This window comes from Agrobacterium vitis (assembly GCF_037039395.1).
In the GTDB taxonomy this organism is placed as follows: domain Bacteria; phylum Pseudomonadota; class Alphaproteobacteria; order Rhizobiales; family Rhizobiaceae; genus Allorhizobium; species Allorhizobium vitis_E.
Map to the genome: position 1 here is coordinate 505681 of NZ_CP146241.1, position 17408 is coordinate 523088.

General features: G+C 54.6%; 13 protein-coding genes and 4 pseudogenes. 8 read left to right on the forward strand and 9 right to left on the reverse strand.

What is annotated here, in order from left to right; genetic code table 11:
* The first annotated feature begins 92 nt into the window (after positions 1–92).
* Entirely contained in the window at positions 93–1736 is a 1644-nt protein-coding gene (locus tag V6582_RS02330; protein ID WP_156634879.1) for an ABC transporter ATP-binding protein, read from the forward strand.
* 79 nt (positions 1737–1815) lie between these two features.
* Here V6582_RS02330 and V6582_RS02335 read toward each other — a convergent pair.
* From V6582_RS02335 to V6582_RS02345, 3 genes and pseudogenes are all read right to left on the reverse strand, one after another.
* Positions 1816–2874: pseudogene (locus V6582_RS02335) on the reverse strand (aspartate ammonia-lyase); the annotation flags it as partial.
* 143 nt (positions 2875–3017) lie between these two features.
* Positions 3018–4109, reverse strand: a complete 1092-nt coding sequence (locus V6582_RS02340; protein ID WP_349508847.1) for an IS5 family transposase — start codon at positions 4107–4109, stop codon at positions 3018–3020.
* 70 nt (positions 4110–4179) lie between these two features.
* Positions 4180–4545 (reverse strand): annotated as a pseudogene (locus V6582_RS02345) (lyase family protein); the annotation flags it as partial.
* A 220-nt stretch (positions 4546–4765) separates the two neighbouring features.
* Here V6582_RS02345 and V6582_RS02350 point away from each other — a divergent pair.
* From V6582_RS02350 to V6582_RS02370, 5 genes are all read left to right on the forward strand, one after another.
* On the forward strand, positions 4766–5125 hold the full coding sequence (locus tag V6582_RS02350) for a LysR family transcriptional regulator (RefSeq protein ID WP_349508855.1): 360 nt from the start codon (positions 4766–4768) through the stop codon (positions 5123–5125).
* Positions 5089–5643, forward strand: coding sequence for a LysR substrate-binding domain-containing protein (locus V6582_RS02355; RefSeq protein ID WP_432706304.1), 555 nt, complete (start codon positions 5089–5091; stop codon positions 5641–5643). Before V6582_RS02350 ends, V6582_RS02355 begins: the two co-directional genes overlap by 37 nt.
* 98 nt (positions 5644–5741) lie before the next feature.
* A complete protein-coding gene (locus V6582_RS02360) occupies positions 5742–6446 on the forward strand; it encodes an aspartate/glutamate racemase family protein (RefSeq protein WP_156634634.1) in 705 nt (234 codons plus the stop codon).
* Positions 6447–7135: 689 nt separating this feature from the next.
* Complete coding sequence (locus V6582_RS02365; protein WP_156634633.1) at positions 7136–8212, forward strand: catalase family protein; 1077 nt, start codon at positions 7136–7138, stop codon at positions 8210–8212.
* 86 nt (positions 8213–8298) lie between these two features.
* Positions 8299–10575 carry an FdhF/YdeP family oxidoreductase gene (locus tag V6582_RS02370; RefSeq protein ID WP_156634632.1) on the forward strand — a complete coding sequence of 759 codons (2277 nt, stop codon included), beginning with the start codon at positions 8299–8301 and terminating at the stop codon, positions 10573–10575.
* A gap of 186 nt (positions 10576–10761) precedes the next feature.
* Here V6582_RS02370 and V6582_RS02375 read toward each other — a convergent pair.
* Positions 10762–11010 (reverse strand): annotated as a pseudogene (locus V6582_RS02375) (ATP-binding protein); the annotation flags it as partial.
* Positions 11000–12529 (reverse strand): IS21 family transposase, encoded by a 1530-nt coding sequence (gene istA / locus V6582_RS02380; RefSeq protein WP_156634631.1) that lies wholly within the window; start codon positions 12527–12529, stop codon positions 11000–11002. The pseudogene V6582_RS02375 and the gene istA, both read right to left, overlap by 11 nt.
* Before the next feature lie 99 nt (positions 12530–12628).
* On the opposite strand from istA, the gene V6582_RS02385 reads away from it, so the two are divergent.
* Together V6582_RS02385 and V6582_RS02390 are read left to right on the forward strand one after the other, a co-directional pair.
* Entirely contained in the window at positions 12629–12982 is a 354-nt protein-coding gene (locus tag V6582_RS02385) for a hypothetical protein (protein WP_337739399.1), read from the forward strand.
* Between the two features lie 239 nt (positions 12983–13221).
* Positions 13222–14040, forward strand: coding sequence for an alpha/beta fold hydrolase (locus V6582_RS02390; RefSeq protein WP_156634630.1), 819 nt, complete (start codon positions 13222–13224; stop codon positions 14038–14040).
* 72 nt (positions 14041–14112) lie between these two features.
* On the opposite strand, the pseudogene V6582_RS02395 reads toward V6582_RS02390, so the two are convergent.
* The 4 genes and pseudogenes from V6582_RS02395 to V6582_RS02410 form a co-directional block, all read right to left on the reverse strand.
* Positions 14113–14308, reverse strand: a pseudogene (locus tag V6582_RS02395) (flavin reductase family protein); the annotation flags it as partial.
* A 141-nt stretch (positions 14309–14449) separates the two neighbouring features.
* Complete coding sequence (locus V6582_RS02400; protein WP_337739398.1) at positions 14450–15622, reverse strand: ABC transporter substrate-binding protein; 1173 nt, start codon at positions 15620–15622, stop codon at positions 14450–14452.
* A gap of 4 nt (positions 15623–15626) precedes the next feature.
* Entirely contained in the window at positions 15627–16832 is a 1206-nt protein-coding gene (locus V6582_RS02405; protein ID WP_234889877.1) for an MFS transporter, read from the reverse strand.
* Between the two features lie 129 nt (positions 16833–16961).
* Entirely contained in the window at positions 16962–17396 is a 435-nt protein-coding gene (locus tag V6582_RS02410) for a ParB N-terminal domain-containing protein (RefSeq protein WP_156634628.1), read from the reverse strand.
* Between the last annotated feature and the right edge of the window lie 12 nt (positions 17397–17408).

Sequence of the window (17408 nt, forward strand, 5' to 3'; positions counted from 1 at the left end):
ACCAAAGCAGAGTGGCAAGCATGTGTTTCTAACTGGCGTCGGGGCGGATTTGGTTCCGATGTCCTATATTGCGAATTGGAAAAACGATGAACATGGCATATTCCAAGCCCAAAGCAGCGTTGCTGGATATCAAGGATCTTCGCATTAATTTTCGTACGCCTGACAGCACTATTGCTGCCGTGAGAGGCGTTACCCTTCATCTGGAGAGGGAAGAAACTCTGGCTCTCGTTGGTGAATCTGGATCAGGTAAATCGATTACGGCGCTCTCCATCTTGCAGCTGCTCCCTTATGCCGTCTCGAATGAGCAGGCCGGAAGCATCTGTTTTGCCGGTCGGGAGTTGATGAACGCTACTGAGAAAGATCTGGAGATGATCCGTGGCAACAGAATCGCAATGATCTTCCAGGAACCCATGACCTCTCTCAATCCACTTCAGACGGTGGAGAAGCAAATTGCTGAGGTGCTAGCGCTACACAAAAACATTCGCGGGGAAAAGGCCCGCGAACGCATCATTGAACTGCTGAAGCTGGTGCGCCTGCCTACGCCGGAAAGACGTATGAACGCGTATCCTCACGAGCTGTCTGGCGGCCAGCGGCAGCGTATCATGATCGCAATGGCGCTTGCGAACGAGCCGGATCTTCTAATCGCTGATGAGCCGACGACCACTCTCGATGTGACGGTCCAGGCGCAAATCTTGGAGCTACTCGCTAGTCTACAGAAACGATTTGGCATGGCGATGCTTCTAATCACCCACGATCTCGGTGTCGTTCGAAAGGTGGCGGACCGCGTCTGTGTAATGAATAAAGGGGAGATCGTTGAAGCCGGCACGACTGCCGAGATCTTCATGCGCCCACAACATGCCTACACCCGCCAGCTCCTGGATTCCGAACCAAAGGGTCAACCCGTTTTCGCCGCTGCTGATGCTCCTGTCATCCTCGAAGCACGAGACCTGAAGGTTTGGTTCAATATCAGGGCAGGATTCTTCAACCGCACGGTCGCCCATGTCAAAGCGGTGGATGGCATTGATCTGAAAGTTAGGCAGGGACAAACTGTGGGCGTTGTCGGGGAGAGTGGCTCTGGAAAGTCAACTCTCGGCAACGCTATTCTAAGGCTCATCGATTGCCAAGGCTCGATGAGCTATAAGGGCAAGGATCTCCTTGCCCTCGGCAAAGAAGAATTGCGCGCGCTACGCCGGGAAATCCAGGTGGTGTTCCAGGATCCTTACGGATCCCTTAGCCCGCGCAAATCGGTTTCAAATATTATTGGTGAAGGGTTGCGCATCCACGGCATCGGGACATCGGCAGCAGAGCGGCAGAGATTGACTGAATCGATCCTCATCGAAGTCGGGCTCGATCCAGGCGTGCAGGAGCGCTACCCGCATGAATTTTCTGGAGGTCAAAGGCAGCGCATTGCAATTGCGCGCGCTATGGTTCTAAAGCCGAAATTCGTCGTCCTCGATGAGCCGACATCTGCTCTCGATATGTCAATTCAAGCGCAAATCATCGATTTATTGCGGGATCTGCAGAGAAAACACAACCTTGCGTATTTGTTTATCAGCCATGATCTCAAAGTAGTGAAGGCCCTTTGCGAGGAAATCATCGTCATGAAATCCGGCAGAGTTGTTGAGCGCGGAAGTGCTAAAGATATTTTCGCTGCTCCCCAAGAACCGTACACGCAGGCTCTACTCAAAGCCGCTTTCGATGTCATTTCGGACCCCATTACTGAAGCAATATCGTGATTTTCTTCTAACCGATTTGCGGCGCTCGTGAGTTTTCAGAATCTTTCAATCGTATACGTCATGCAGCGCCGCCTATCATTTAGGTGTCAGGGCCTACCCGCTGGGGTTTGGTAAGCGCCTCGGGCATTAGAATCTCGGCGAGCTTCTGTGCCGGCAACAGACGATGCTCAAGTACAAGCTCGGCAATGCCTTTTCCGGAGGAAAGCGCTTCTACAGCCAAAGCAGTCGCGGCCTGGTAGCCAATATAGGAATTGAGCGCGGTTGCCAGGCCGATGGAATTCTCCACATTCGATCTTAAATGCTCGCGGTTCGCTGTGATCCCGCTGATGCAGCGACTTTCTAGTGTCAAAAAGGCCGCACGCAGATGATCAATGCTTTTGAACAAACTATACGCAATGATCGGTTCAAAGGCATTGAGCTGGAGCTGCCCACCTTCCGCTGCGAAGGTTATCGTGAGATCGTTCCCGATCACCTCAAAAGCCACTTGGTTGACGACCTCGGGTATGACGGGGTTTATCTTGCCGGGCATGATGGAAGATCCAGCTTGAACGGCCGGAAGTGTGATCTCATTAAAACCGGTTCTTGGCCCACTCGACAACAGCCGCAGGTCATTGCAAACTTTGGAGATTTTCACTGCAATCCGCTTCAAAACGCCTGAAAGGTGTACGAAGACGCCACAGTCCTGTGTTGCTTCGATAAGATTTGGCGCGGTCTTCAAGGGCAACCCGGTAATCTCGCTCAGATTCAAGCAAACAAGCCGCGCATAATCTGGATGGGAGTTTATACCTGTGCCGATGGCGGTACCGCCCATATTGATCTCGTGGAGGAGAAAGGCAGCTTCACGCAGACGATCTTGATCTTCGCCAAGCATTATAGCGTAGGAGAGAAATTCTTGACCGAGCGTCATAGGTACGGCGTCCTGAAGCTGGGTTCGGCCCATCTTTATTACATCGGAAAATTCCTCTGCCTTCCGTTCGAAGGAAAGCCGCAGTATGTCCATCGCTTCCAGGAGGCCGAGGACATTATTGAAGGCGGCGATCTTAAGGGCGGTCGGATATACGTCGTTGGTGCTCTGGCTCATGTTAACGTGTTCGTTCGGATGCAAGTTAGAGTACGAGCCTTTTTCGTAGCCCAGAATCGGACACCTCGATTTACCGGTCGCAGTTGGCAAGATGGTGCCGTGGATGTATTTCCGCGATGAACTCGCGCGGATGATCGCCCATTTTTTGTGATGATTGCCGCATCTGCGGCATGCATTTCGGCCTTCCGGCCAGCTGCGCGTTATGCGGTCCGTGGTTTTCCAGTCAGCCAGACATAGCGAAGCATGTTGTAGGTGATATTGGCCATGCCGATCTTCACCCTCGCTCGGCTGATTCCGATGGTGCGCACGAAGAGCTTCATCTTGTCCTTCTGCCGCGCAAAGACATGTTCGATGGCGGAGCGGACCTTCGAACGACGGCCGTTGGCGCGCGACATCGCCTCCGGCATGGGTTTGCCCTTTGGCTTCTTCTGATGGATGTCGGACTTTAGGCCATTGTCCTGCAACCATTCCTCGTTGGTCTTGGAGCGATAGGCCGTATCGGCCCAGACCGTCGACGCGGTATTGTCTTTGGTCACTACGTTTCGAAGCTGGGCTCCGTCATGGGCGCTCGCACTCGTCACCGTCCATCCCCGGATAAAGCCATGGGCTCGGTCGATGCCTGCATGGTTTTTGTAACCAAACATTGGAATGGCAATATCGTGCTGGCCAGTCGTCGTCGACGTCGGCGTCTCCGTTGGCCGTTTCGCCTTGGAATACTTCACTGTCCATCGCGCGTCGCGGTCCTTCTGGGCCAGCCTGGCGGGTTTATCCTTCCAGTCCTCAGGGATTTCGCCGGCCTTGATCGCGTCTTTCTCGTCCTGGCTGTTATGTTGCTTGGGAGCCTGGATGATCGTGGCGTCAACGATCTGCCCGCCTTTGGCCAGATATCCGGAACGTGAGAGATGCTTGTCGAAACGGGCAAACAGATTATCAATGGCACCTGCACGCACCAAACTCTCTCGGAACAGCCAGATCGTCTTGGCATCCGGCACCTTCTGCGAAAGGGAAAGGCCAAGGAAACGCATAAACGACAGCCGGTCCTGGATAACAAACTCTGCTTGGTCGTCGGAGAGATTATAAAGCGCTTGCAGCACCAGGATTTTAAACATCAGAACCGACGGAAATGGTGGACGTCCACCCTTCGATCCGTCGGACCGCTTCAGCGCCTTCGCTAAAGGTTTTTCAAATATCGCCCATGGAATGATGCTGTTGAGCTTCTCCAGCGGATCGCCGACGGCACTCAGCCGTTCGTAACGATCATCCAAATCCCAAAAGCCCGGTTGCCCACGCATCATCCGCTCCCAGAAAATCACACTGGCCGGATTGAATCATGAAACGCGGAAAATGGGGAGGTTTTTAGAGGTGTCCAATCTCCAAAGCTTTGTTGGCGATGACTTCATTGGCATTTATGTTACTGGAGGTTCCAGCACCTCCCTGAATTACGTCGACCAGAAAATGGCTGTCGAGCATCCCTGCGCGGACAGCACGGCAGGCGGACATAATCGCACGCGCTCGTTTTGCATCGAGAAGCCCCAGTTTCAGATTGCTAACTGCGGCGGCTTCCTTGATCGATGCAAGGGCCGCTATGAAATGCGGAAAGCTGGAAATTTTGCGACCTGTTATTGCAAAGTTTTCAATCGCTCTATGTGTATGAATGCCATAGTACGCAGCCGCCGGGACTTGACACGCTCCAAGCAGATCGTATTCAGTTCTCAGGTTTCGGGTCATTCGAAGATCCTTAAATTGACGTCAACCAAGTGGCATCAGCTCTGTCATGTCTGGCCGGCGTCGGTTGTCTCCTTAAACTGCTGGGCCGTCCAATGCTGAACTGGAACAGGTTATGCGCTATGCGCATGAAGCATAGCGAATGCTTGCGTTGCTTTCAGTGCGTAGAAAATCATCTCTCAAACCGAATGTGTGGGGTCGTTGATCAAGTGGGAGAAAGTCAATGGAGCTGAAATGGCTGGAGGATTTCTTGTGTCTGGCTCGAACTCACAGCTTCTCAAAAGCATCTGCGGAACGGAACGTGACACAATCGGCGTTCAGCCGTCGGATTCAAGGTTTGGAGCAATGGCTAGGAGTATTGTTAGTCGATCGCAGTACCTATCCAACGGCCCTCACCAACGAGGGGCTTCAGTTCCTAGAGACTGCTGAAGAAACCGTGAGGATGCTGCACGGAAGTCGATATCATCTTGGAGCAATATCACGGCCAAACAAGCAGATGGTTTCTATAGCAGCCCTTCATACATTGTCACTTGTATTTTTTCCTGCATGGTTTCGGCAAATAGAAAAAAGATCGGGCCGGTAGAAAGTCGGCTTTTGCCGGATGATTATCACAATTGCCTTCAAGCACTGGTAGAGGGTAGCTATGATTTTCTCCTAACGTACCACCATCCCTGTGTTCCGGTGCCCCTCGATCCTGATCAATATCCTTACATCATCGTCGGCAAGGACAACTTCACGGCAGTCTATAGTCCCTCACTTGGCCGCGGTGACGCCAATACATTTCCATTGCTCGGCTACGCTGCAAACTCGTTTCTTGGTCGTGTCTCTTCGTTCGCTCACGCGCAAGGTGGCGCCCCAGCGATCCGAGTCGCCCATACCAATGAAAATTCAATGGCTGACGCACTTAAGCGTATGGCCATTGAGGGACATGGACTCGCATGGCTTCCGAGGAGCCTTGCCGAAGAAGAACTTGCCACCAAAAAACTATTGTCGCTGCCGGCCGAGATACCCCTGGAAATCCGCCTGTATCGTAGTGCCCGACGGACCCGAGCAGCTGTTGAGAAGGTATGGGGATCTGCGCAGTCCGTTAGTTCTAAATAGTCTCAGAACTATGCATATCTCGAATGGGTGCTGCACACACAGCATTGGATTTTGCTCGGACCTAATCGCATCATTCTCCAATTAACGGAGAGTATAAAATGCTTGGTGTTCTTGGCGGCATGGGTCCCCTCGCGACAGTGGATTTTCTGACGAAACTTATAGAAAATACGCCCGCCTCGTGCGATCAGGATCATATCGAAACCATCGTGTCTTCGGCTACGCGTACACCTGACCGCTCTTCTGCTATCATCGGGATCGGCGAAGATCCGTATCCTCACATGAAAAAAGCTTTGGTCGGCTTGGAGCGCGGCGGCGCAGACTTTATCGCAATCCCGTGCAACACGGCTCACTACTGGCATGCCGCCTTGCAACAAGAAACTAAGCTTCCAATCCTGCATATCGTCGACGCTGTTGTGGACGAATTTGAATCCTCTGGGCGTAGCAAAGGCGTTGTTGGACTCCTTGCTACAACAGGGACGATACAAGCGGGAGTCTATCAGAAGAGACTGTCGAGCCGTGGCTATGCTTATGTAGCGCCAGACCCGCAATCGCAGTCAAATGTAATGCACGCCATACGTTTGGTTAAGGCAGGCCAGTTGGCTTACGCATCCAAAATCCTTGATGCGCAGGCCCGTTTACTAATAGATGCAGGCTGTACCGTCATTGCCATGGCATGCACGGAAATACCATTAGCACTCGCAGACATTTCGAGCGACCTTGCTCCATTTCTTGTCGATCCCACGAACGCATTAGCACGGGCATGCGTTCAAGCGGCAGGGATCGAACCGTCAGGCCCAGTGTAAATTAGGGACGTCCGTGGCCGGCTGCGATGTTTGACGCGGGGCATCCGAATGATGCCTTCCTCCACACAAAAAACCAGGGCGAAGCGATTTGATTCCCCCAACTCTCGCTGCTTAACGTCATCTGATGCCATACGATGTGTCCCCCGTTCAGAGGTGCACTAGGCGGTTCTATTTTTTTGATCTCGACCGCGCGCTTACAGTTGGAGTTCCATAAGGTATCTTATGGAACTTAATTCACGCGATAATTTGCCACGTTGATGCACCAAGGAGCGTGGGCAATTTTCAGCGACACTTTTAATGAGCGATTTCAAGCGGCGCCATTTCAGGGAAAGATTATCAGGCCGTGGCAGATCGCGCCCTTTAAGTCTCGTTTCCTGGCAGAAAGCCAGCCGTGCGAAAGGATGTCTTCTTTCTTGGCAATCGATCTCATGGGATGGTCAGACGATCACGACATAGTGCACGGCAAACTGAGGCGAGAACCCGCAGAGTCATTTTCAATGAACCGTCGCAGGACATCACTCCAAACACCCTCAAGCCCAGGCCTTTAGCGCAGGAAGTGCTCCCTCCAAGGTGCGGTCCACCGCATAAATTTCAACGGCATATGGTCGCCTTTACGGGGGCTTTCAGGTTCGGGATTGCTGGAACCATCCCCCGTCCGTGACGTTCTTTGGTTTTTAAAGGAGCGACATATGACAGCAGTCACGCCTGTCCGTTATTCCCCGGACCTCGAAATTGTCAAACCGGGAGAACAGGAGACCGTCTCCGCTCTCATCAACCAATTCGACATCATCCTCGAAAAGACCGCCGAAGACTACGGCCATGCCGTGCGCTCCGTGCATGCCAAGGCACATGGAATTCTTGAAGGCACGATGATCGTCAAGGATGGCTTGCCGCCCGAACTCGCCCAGGGCCTGTTTGCCAAAGCCGGTGAATATCCGGTCTATATGCGTCTCTCAACAAACGCTGGCGATATCCTGCCCGACGCTGTCGCTCTTCCGCGTGGTTTGGCCATCAAGGTCGTCGGGGTCGAGGGCCTCCGTTTGCCGGACGCAAACGGCGATACGCAGGACTTTGTGATGGTGAATGGTCCGGTCTTCCAGGCACCCAATCCCGAGAAATTTCTCTCCAGCCTCAAGCTACTTGCCCGGACGACGGACAAAATGGAAGGTACCAAGACTGTGTTGTCGAGCGTGCTTCAAACCGTCAACAAAGGTCTCGAGGCTGTCGGCGTTTCCAGCCCGGCTATTCAGTCTCTCGGCGGCGCGCCGAATGTCGATCCGCTTGGAGAGACATATTTCAGCGTCACCCCATTCCGCTACGGTGACTATGTCGCCAAGTTTCGACTGAAACCTGTCTCACCCGATTTGACGAAGCGGACCGGAACGGAAATCGATGTCAGCGTTCGCGACGATGCGATCCGTGAGACCGTGCAGGCGGAGATGCAGGACACCCATGGGGAATGGGAATTCCAGGTGCAACTCTGTCGTGACGTCGAAATGCAGCCGATCGAAGACCCGACTGTGGAGTGGATGGAAGAGGAAGCGCCGTTCGTGACCGTCGCCACTGTGACCTCCAAACCGCAAGACAGCTGGAGCGATACGAAGGTGCAGAAGGTCGATGAAGAGATGCGGTTTAGCGTCTGGACTGGCCTTGCGGATCATCAGCCTCTCGGCGGCATCAACCGCGTCCGCAAGGACACCTATCAGCACTCGGCAGAGTTCAGGGCAAAGTTCAATGGTTGTCCGTTCCATGAGCCGCGCCAGTAGCCAGCTGTCGATCCCGATCCATTTGGAGGCATGTCTGTTTTAAAGCCGCCTCTTCTCCTAACCTCACATTAAAAGAAAGGCCCGTCATGGCCGACCCTATCAAAAACCCGGAAGCCGAAGGTCCCGCTGGTGGCTGGGGATCGGTAAAGTCGATCGCCCGTATGCTGGGCGACAACAAACCCTCCCCCGCGATCCTTGAAACACTTTTCCGCCAGAATAAGCCAGCCGGGCTTATGTGCGTTTCCTGCGCGTGGCCAAAACCTGCAAACTACCATCCCTTCGAGTTCTGCGAAAACGGTGCCAAGGCAACGATCTCGGATTTGACCAGCGCGTGCTGTACGCCTGATTTCTGGAACAGTCACACCGTTGCCGAGCTCAGGAACTGGAAAGACTATGACCTCGAACAGACCGGACGGCTGACGCATCCTCTTCGCTATGACGCTGGAACGGACCGTTATGTTGAGGTGACGTGGGACGAAGTCTTCTCTGCAATCGGCACGACGTTGAAATCCTTGCCGCGCGAGAGCGTCGTCTTCTACTCTTCCGGCCATGCCGGTCTTGAAGCATCCTATCTCTACGCCCTGCTTGCGCGGGTCTACGGCAACAACAACCTGCCCCAGAGTTCCAACATGTGCCACGAGACGACGTCGGTCGGGCTTCAGAAGGTTATCGGCTCGCCTGTTGGCACGATCGTCTGGGAAGACCTGGAGAAGGCCGACGCATTCTTCTTTTTCGGCCAGAACCCGGGATCGAACAGTCCGCGCTTTCTTCACCCATTGCAGGAGGCCAAGCAGCGCGGTGCGCGCATCGTCACATTCAACCCGGTTGTCGAACAGGGGCTGGTATCATTCGTCAATCCACAAAGCCCTGTTGACATGCTGACGGGGCGCGAAACGCAGATTTCAGACGAGTATCTTCAAGTCCGGGCCGGTGGGGACATTTCTGCAATACTCGGTCTCTGCAAGGTTATCATCGAAGCTGACGACGCAGCGGTGGCCAATGGACACAAGCGCGTGCTTGATGTGGCGTTCATCGATGAGCACACGACAGGATTCGATAGGTTCATCGCCCTGGTCAGAACGTCGAACTGGGCCGATATCGAGCGTGAAAGCGGTCTGACCGAGGCGGCAATCCGGCGTGCCGGCGAAATCTATATCAGCGCGGAGAGGGTCATCGGTGTCTACGGCATGGGCCTGACGCAGCATTCACAAGGCGCGATTAATGTGGCCATGCTGGTCAATCTGCTGCTTCTGCGCGGCAATATAGGGCGCGAAGGGGCTGGCTGCTGTCCGGTTCGGGGCCATTCGAATGTACAAGGCCAACGAACCGTCGGAATCGCTGAAAAGACCAAGCTTATTCCCATGGACACGTTGAAGGAACTCTTCGATTTCGATCCTCCGACCGAGGACGGCACGACCATTGTCGATGCCGTGAAAGGGTTGATGGCTGGCAAGATCAAAGCCTTCATTTCGCTGGGAGGCAATCTTGTCCGCGCCGTACCAGATCAAAAGGAGATGGAACGCGCCTGGGCTCGCCAAGAGCTGACTGTGATGGTCTCCACCAAACTAAACCGGAGCCATCTTTTTCCTGGCAAGCAGGCCTATATCCTGCCCTGCCTGTCGCGTGCAGAGATAGATGAGCAGACCACAGGAAATCAATCCGTATCCATCGAGGATAGCTTCTCCCATATTTCTGGATCAATCGGCAAAAGACCTCCTGCCTCCAAACATTTGAAGAGCGAACTGGCGATCGTCGCCGGCATTGCAAAGGCGACGCTTGCCGTAAGGCCGAAACTGAAATGGGATGAATGGCAAGGTGACTATAGCCTGGTGCGAGACCTGATCGAAGCGACCTATCCCGAGGACTTCAAGGACTATAATGCGCGCATGTTCCAGCCGGGCGGATTTTATCGCGGCAATGCAGCTCATGAGCGCGTCTGGAAAACCGAGGAAAAGAAGGCTGTCTTCACAACGCCCAGCCAAATGAATGCGCTGTCCTTCGAGGATGCCGACGGCCGGTTCAGACTTGTAACAATGCGATCAAACGATCAGTTCAACACGACAATCTATGGTTACTCCGACCGCTTTCGCGGCATAGAGGGTACGCGCGATGTCCTGTTGATGTGCGAAAGTGACATCGCGACATCGGGACTGAAACCCGGGCAGGTTGTCACGCTCGTCAGCGATTTCGGCGACGGCATTCGCCGAGCGCTTGGTGGCTTGACTGTGACCGCTCATAATCTGCCAAAAGGAACGATCGGCGCCTATTATCCTGAAGCAAACGTGCTGAACGCCATTGACCATCATGACGAGATGTCAAAGACACCAGCATCGAAAGCAATTCCAGTCCGGATCGAAACCTAGAGTTTGTCAGGGGAAAACCGGGTTCCACTTTTCCCTTGGAAACTCTAACGAACCAGCACTGAAGCCCCTCCCAGCCAGTCGTCGCGCAGAAGCGCCATCAAAAGCAAATCGGTGCGACGGCCATCCGGGTAGCGCAACGCGCTGCGCATCAACCCCTCCTCGACAAAGCCAGCTTGGTATAGACGCGCTGCTCGAGAAGTCGAAGCCGTTGAGATCGCGATAGGCCGCGAAGCGAGCGATCTTGAGCTGATAGGCGGTTGATCTGACCTCCCGCTCTGCCGTTTCCGCTTTGAGCAGTTGCGACAGAATAGGAATGGCAGCCTCAAAAGCTGGTGATCCCTGTTCGGTGAGCTCACCGATTGCCTGAGCCATGCCGTGCATCTTGAGTTGGCGCAGCATGATAACGATCGCGCCGCTGGCTGGGTTATGACGCATGGCGGACCTCCGCAGTCTTCCTCAGGGAATCGTAGCGTTCGACATTGGCCCTGGGCTCGTTGGCAAGTGTAAGAGCTTGCGGCGCGTCGATCGTCGGTGGCGTCGAGGATTTGCCATCGACCAGGCGATGCAGCAGGTTCAGCACATGGGTCTTGGTCGGAACTCCGGACGTCAAAGCCATATCGACTGCCGATAGCACTGCCTGTTCGTCGTGCTGGAGAACAAGCGCCAGGATATCGACCATCTCACGATCACCGCCCGGCTTTTTGAGCAGGTGTTGCTGCAACGTTCTGAAGGCTTCGGGAAGCTCGACAAACGGCGCACCATTGCGAAGAGCGCCGGGTTTGCGCTGCACGACCGAAAGATAGTGCCGCCAATCGTAAACCGTCTGCCCAGGCCCGTCATACGAACGGCTGATGATGCGAGGGTGCTCGCATATGATCAGACCCTCCGCTGCAACAACGATACGGTCTGGATAAACCCGAATGCTGACGGGTCGATTGGCGAAGGATGCCGGAACGCTGTAGCGATTGCGATCGAAGTGAACCAGGCAAGTCGGGGACACCCGTTTGGTATGCTCGACAAAACCATCGAAGACACGCGTCGTTGGCATCAGAGCTTGTGTTTCCTCGGCCAGGAGGTCAGCGATCGTGCCACGCATCTTTCCGTGCGGGGTCTGCTGCCAAACCTCCTTGCATCGAAGCTCCAGCCAGTCGTTCAGGGCTTCCAACGATGGAAAGCGTGGTGTCGGTTGAAAGAACCGATGGCGCGAATCCTGAACGTTCTTCTCGACCTGGCCTTTCTCCCAACCAGACGCCGGATTGCAGAACTCCGGCTCATAGAGGTAGTGGCTGGCCATTGCCATGAAGCGGATGTTGACGTCGCGCTCCTTGCCGCGTCCAATCTTGTCGATGGCCGTGCGCATGTTGTCGTAGATGCCGCGCCGTGGCACCCCGCCGAAGACACGGAACGCGTGGTTATGGGCATCGAACAGCATCTCGTGCGTCTGCAAAAGATACGCTCGGACGATGAACGCCCTGGAATAGCTAAGCTTTGTATGGGCCACCTGCAGTTTGGTGCGCTCATTGCCGATGATTGCCCAGTCTTCCGACCAGTCAAACTGGAAGGCCTCACCCGGATCAAAGGCCAGCGGAACGAACGTCCCACGCCCCGTGGTCTGCAGCTCTCTTTGCAGATTAGCTTTCCATTCCCGAGCAAACGCAGCAACCCGACCATACGATCCCTCGTAGCCAAGGCTCATCAGATCGCCATGTAATTGCTTCAGGTTGCGCCGCTGCTTCCGGTTCTTTTTGGCTTCCGTCCGCAGCCACGCTGACAGCCCGTCGGCAAAAGGATCAAGCTTGCTCGGCCGCTCCGGCGCCTTGAACGATAGTTCCACGCCACCAAGACGGAGATACTTGCGGATGGTGTTCCGGGATAGGCCGGTTCTGCGACCAATCTCCCGGATCGATATGTGGTCTCGAAAATGCCAGCGTCGGATCACGCTCAGTAACGCCATGTCGATCACTCCGTAGCCCCCGCTGAAAACACGCAGGGCAAGGTTCAAACATGGGTCAATTCTCGATGGAAATATCCTGAGCTACCGGGTCAGTTCTCAGTGGAAATCAACAAACACCCGGAATTCATTACCATCCTGAATTCCGAGAACCAGTTGAAAGCCATCCACTTCAAAAAATCCCGCACCATCTTGGAAGGCGCCGCCAGTTCTCGGCCACTCGTCGATGACATCCTGCGGCGTGGTGAGGCGGATGGCACCTTTCGTCGTGGAATTGATCCGATCCAACTGAGCCTGACGATCACCTCGATCTGTTACTACTATTTCACCAACCAAGCCACCAGTTCTATCGTCTACGGACAGCGAATGATGACGCGGGCGGCCTTGGAAAGAGGCCTCGCTTTCAACATCCAGACGGTCCTGGCCATTGTAAGCCCTGATCGGAGCGTGCTGTGACCAACGCGGTGCCGCAGTCGCGAACCGGCACCGCGTGCGCAGCCGGTAAACCGACGAGCTGCGAGGCAAAATCGAGCCCAGATCATTTCCGCGTGTCGTTGAATCGCGTTAATGCTCCAGGTCTTTGTTTTACGCATTTGCGAACGTAAAACCGCTTCACACTTTTCCTGGAAATGCTCTTGAGATGGAACAGGAACCTGCTCATGGCGTTTGCCTGCCATCATCAAAGGAGGTTCAGGATGGCTTTTATCGAAGCGAAAGATGGTACAAAATTGCACGTAAAGGACATGGGGAAAGGCCGCCCGGTGGTGCTTATCCATGGATGGCCCTTGACCGGCGATATGTTCGAATATCAGACACTCGCTCTGCTGGAGGCGGGCTTTCGCGTCATCACTTACGACCGTCGGGGCTTTGGTCAGTCAGGGCATCCAGCCGATGGCTACAATTACGACACGTTTGCCGATGATCTCGCCAGCGTGATCGATAGCCTCGACCTTCAGGATGTATCGCTCGTCGGCTTTTCCATGGGTGGGGGCGAGATCGCCCGCTATCTGTCGCGACACGGGGCTTCAAAGGTCTCCAAGGCGGTGCTGGTTGCCTCTGTGGCGCCGTATCTTCTCAAGGATGCAAGCAATCCTGATGGTGTCGACGCCAGCGTATTTGAGGGTATGAAGAAGGACATCCGCAAAGACCGGTTTGCGTTTCTCCAGAGCTTTGCCAAGACCTTCTACGGCGTCGGTCTGGTCAGCAGTCCGGTGAGCCAGGGCGTACTGGATTGGTCATTCATTCTCGGTGTCATGGCCAGCCCCAAAGCGACAATTGATTGTGTCGATGCATTTGGTAAAACCGATTTCAGGCCGGATCTTGCCGCGTTCACCATCCCCACACTGGTCATCCATGGCACGGCAGATAAGACCGTACCGATTGACCCCGCAGGTCGAGCAGCCGCGAGTGGGATCGCAGGTGCCAAACTTATCGAATACGAAGGTGAGCCTCACGGCCTGTTTGCCACGGCTCCAGACCGGCTCAATCGAGATCTGATCGAGTTCCTTGGATAATTCGTTTTCGGTGCGCCTTGTGAAACCATGAGGCGCACCAAATCGTCCTCCCCGCAGAGCCTTCTGTGCCGCCTATTCTGCTGTCAGCGAGTCGCCAATCTTCCGTCTCTCCCATTCCTGAGGCGTCAACGTCTTGATATCGACCTGGTCACGGGTGCGGGCATAGGTGTGTCCTCCCATGCGGCCAACGGCATCCATAAGCTGCTGGTCGAGCGGCCGGGCCGACCTGAAGCCATTCCAGAGCCGCAGGAGCGGCCAGAATACGGGGGCACGTCAAGGTCATCCAAACCCTCCGTGATGAGATGGAGTGGTTCCGTGCGCAGGGCTTTTTGGGATTGCGGCAGGCGTTTGCCCCCCACCAGGCGCCGCGTCAAAAAGTGCAAATCGCAAGCTGGAGCAAGCCTTATTCTCAAGGAGAAAGGCTTATGCTATAGCCAGATTTGTATTCGATAGGCAGAAAAAGACGGTGATATTCCCTGAATGTCTCGTCTGGTTCGAGATTGGCAAACAAATCGGGATGAAGCCATTTGGCGATTTGTTGTATGGCGATGAATTCGTAAGGGCTGTTGTAGAATTGATGCCAAATGCCATGAAAACTGCGATTCTTGACCGCTTTCGTGCCAATATAGGCATTTCTGGTCGTGAACCATTCCAGTTTTCGTTCGGCTTCCTGTCTGTTGGCACCCGGTCCCAAGGGTATCCAGTGTCCTCCCGGAACATAGGCTTCCCAATTGGCGCTGGTGACCACGACCTGATCCGGGTCGGCGGCAATCACTTGCTCCGGGTTCAACTGTCCAAAGGTTCCAGGAAGAAAATCGCCGCCGATATTGTGTCCCCCGGCGATTTCGACATAGCGGCCAAAATTCTCATTGCCAAAGGTGAGGCAGCAATCATCCGCATAACCGCCAATCCGCTCGACAAAGACATTCGGTCGCGCGGGCTTTTTTTGCTCGATGACATCAGTCACTTGCGCCAACGCTTTCTTCCTGAAGGCAATGATCTCTTCGGCGCGTTTTTCACGGCCCATGATCTTGCTTAAAAGGCGGATCGTCGGCTCGGTATTTTGAAGGGGTTGATGACGGAAATCGATATAAAGAACCGGTATTCCCAGGGATTCCAGCTTTTCGATATAGTCGGTCTCCTTGCTGGCGCGTTGGGTTTCGAGATTCAAAAGCACCACATCAGGCTTTTGAACAATCGCTGACTCAAGATCGATCAGCCCTGCTTCCTTGCCGCCAAAGGTTGGCAGTTGGGCGAGTTTCGGAAACTTCGCGACATATTGGGCATAGGTCGCGGGGTCGGCTTCAATGAGGTCATTTTTCCACCCCGCCAAAAACGACAGGGGATCCCTGGAGTCCAGTGACGCGACAAGATAGAGCTGCCGCCCCTCGCCCAGCAACATGCGATGGACAGGCACAGTCAATGAGATCTGCCGGCCAGCAATATCCGTCACGCTGATGCGATGCGGTATTGTTGCTGCATCGGATGTCTGGGCCGCTGGTTCTTGCGCCGAAGCCGATGATATCTGAGCGACAAGACACGACAGCAGGACTGCAAAGAGTGTAATGGCCAGTTTTATCACGATTCTATCCTATACGGTTGGGCAATGGGCCGCGTTTGAGCAAGAGTGACAGGCCGATAAAAAACGACAGGACGTAACACGCCGATACCAGGGGAAATGCGGCGTCAGCACCCCAAAGCTGCATGGACCCAACACCGGCTGCGATTCCCAGAATGGACGCGATTTGCTGCCAGCTTTGCGCACGGCCTAAAATTTCGCCCTGCCGCGTGAAGGATGTGGCCTGGGAAAGACGGGAGGTCAGAACCGGTGTTGTGCCGCCAAGCAGAATGCCCCAGAGAAAGTATAATCCTGCAAAAACTGGAACGACGGTTGTGTAGCCCGCTATCAGTGTGACGCAGGCGCAGGCAATAGCGATCGCAGTGTTTGCTGCCAACACAAACCCAAGACTGCGCGTTTTGAACAGACGCGCCCAGAGGGGAGCACCAATGACAAAACCACACGCCATGAGCCCGTAACTGAGGCCAATAACCCAGTGGTCTGCGCCGAAAACCTGGGTCATGTAGAGCGCAAATGGCACTTGCAGCACCATCCGGCTGGCCAGCAATGTGCAAATCAACACCATCAACCCGACAACCGACGCAGAACTTTCCGAATGGTCCGGGGTGAGTGCGCCTGAAGCTGCGCGCGGTGCCTTCTGTTTGATGGGTGGGATTGGCAATGTCGCCCAGGCAATGACAGCACATAGACTACAGACGACCCCCGCCGCGATATTAACGGCTGCGAATGGCATTGCATCCAGAATGAGGCCGCCCGCAAATGCGCCGCCCAGCGAACCGACATTGGTCGCCACCTGCAACCAGGCGAACAGATTGGCGCGATCACGTCCGCTGTTGACCTGCACGGCATAGGCTTGCGCAGGAGCAATATAGCCCGCGAAAGCCCCTTGTAAAAACCGCAGAAACAGAATGATCCAGACATCCTGGGCTAAAGCAATCAGAAGCTGGGTGATCGCCAGCCCGGCCAAGGCCCGCACCATCATCAAGCGATTGCCATAGCGGTCTCCCATGCGTCCCCAGAATGCGCTGGTCAGGGAAATGCCAAGCATGGGCCCTATATAGACCCCAATGCTTGCCAGCCCAAACACCATGTCGGACGGGCTGAGCACTCTGATCTGCAGCGGCCAGAAGGGACCGCTCATTTCCATGGCTCCCATGGAAATGAACTGGAGCGCAAACAGCAGCAGAAACACAGGCGTACTTGCCTTGAGCATGGGGAAGTCTTTAAGCATTATCGGCCAACCAGAGGATTGGGCAATTCATGCTCCACCCGATAGTCGCTATATCGCTGGAGATGCATGCTGAGAACGGACCGGGTCGGCCAATTCTTTTCAAGCAGGGCATCATGACAGCGCGGCTCTGTTGCCCTGACTTGCCAAATCCACGGTTGTCACCATCCCAGCCAACACTGAGAGCGGCACATCGCATTCCGGGTAATCCTCCGCGAAGATGTGACGTGTCGTTTTGATCGGAAATTTTCTGCCGGAACGCGCCATGGCAAAAATATCCTCTGGCATGATGCATTCTTCAGGCCGCCAACTCGTAACAGATACACGCTCGTAATCCAGCAGAACAACAGGAACGATGGCGAGATCAAGCTGCTTTGCGACCTCAAGCCGGTGATGCCCGTCCAGCACGAGCAATCGACTGCGCTCGACCGCAATAGGGCATGTCCAGATCTTCTGCCGTAAAATGGTTTCGCGCAATTTATCAACGATGTTTTGGTCGACTTCTTCGGTGACGACAAGGCTTTCGGGCGAGGCAAAGTGATAGGGCATCGACTACAGTCT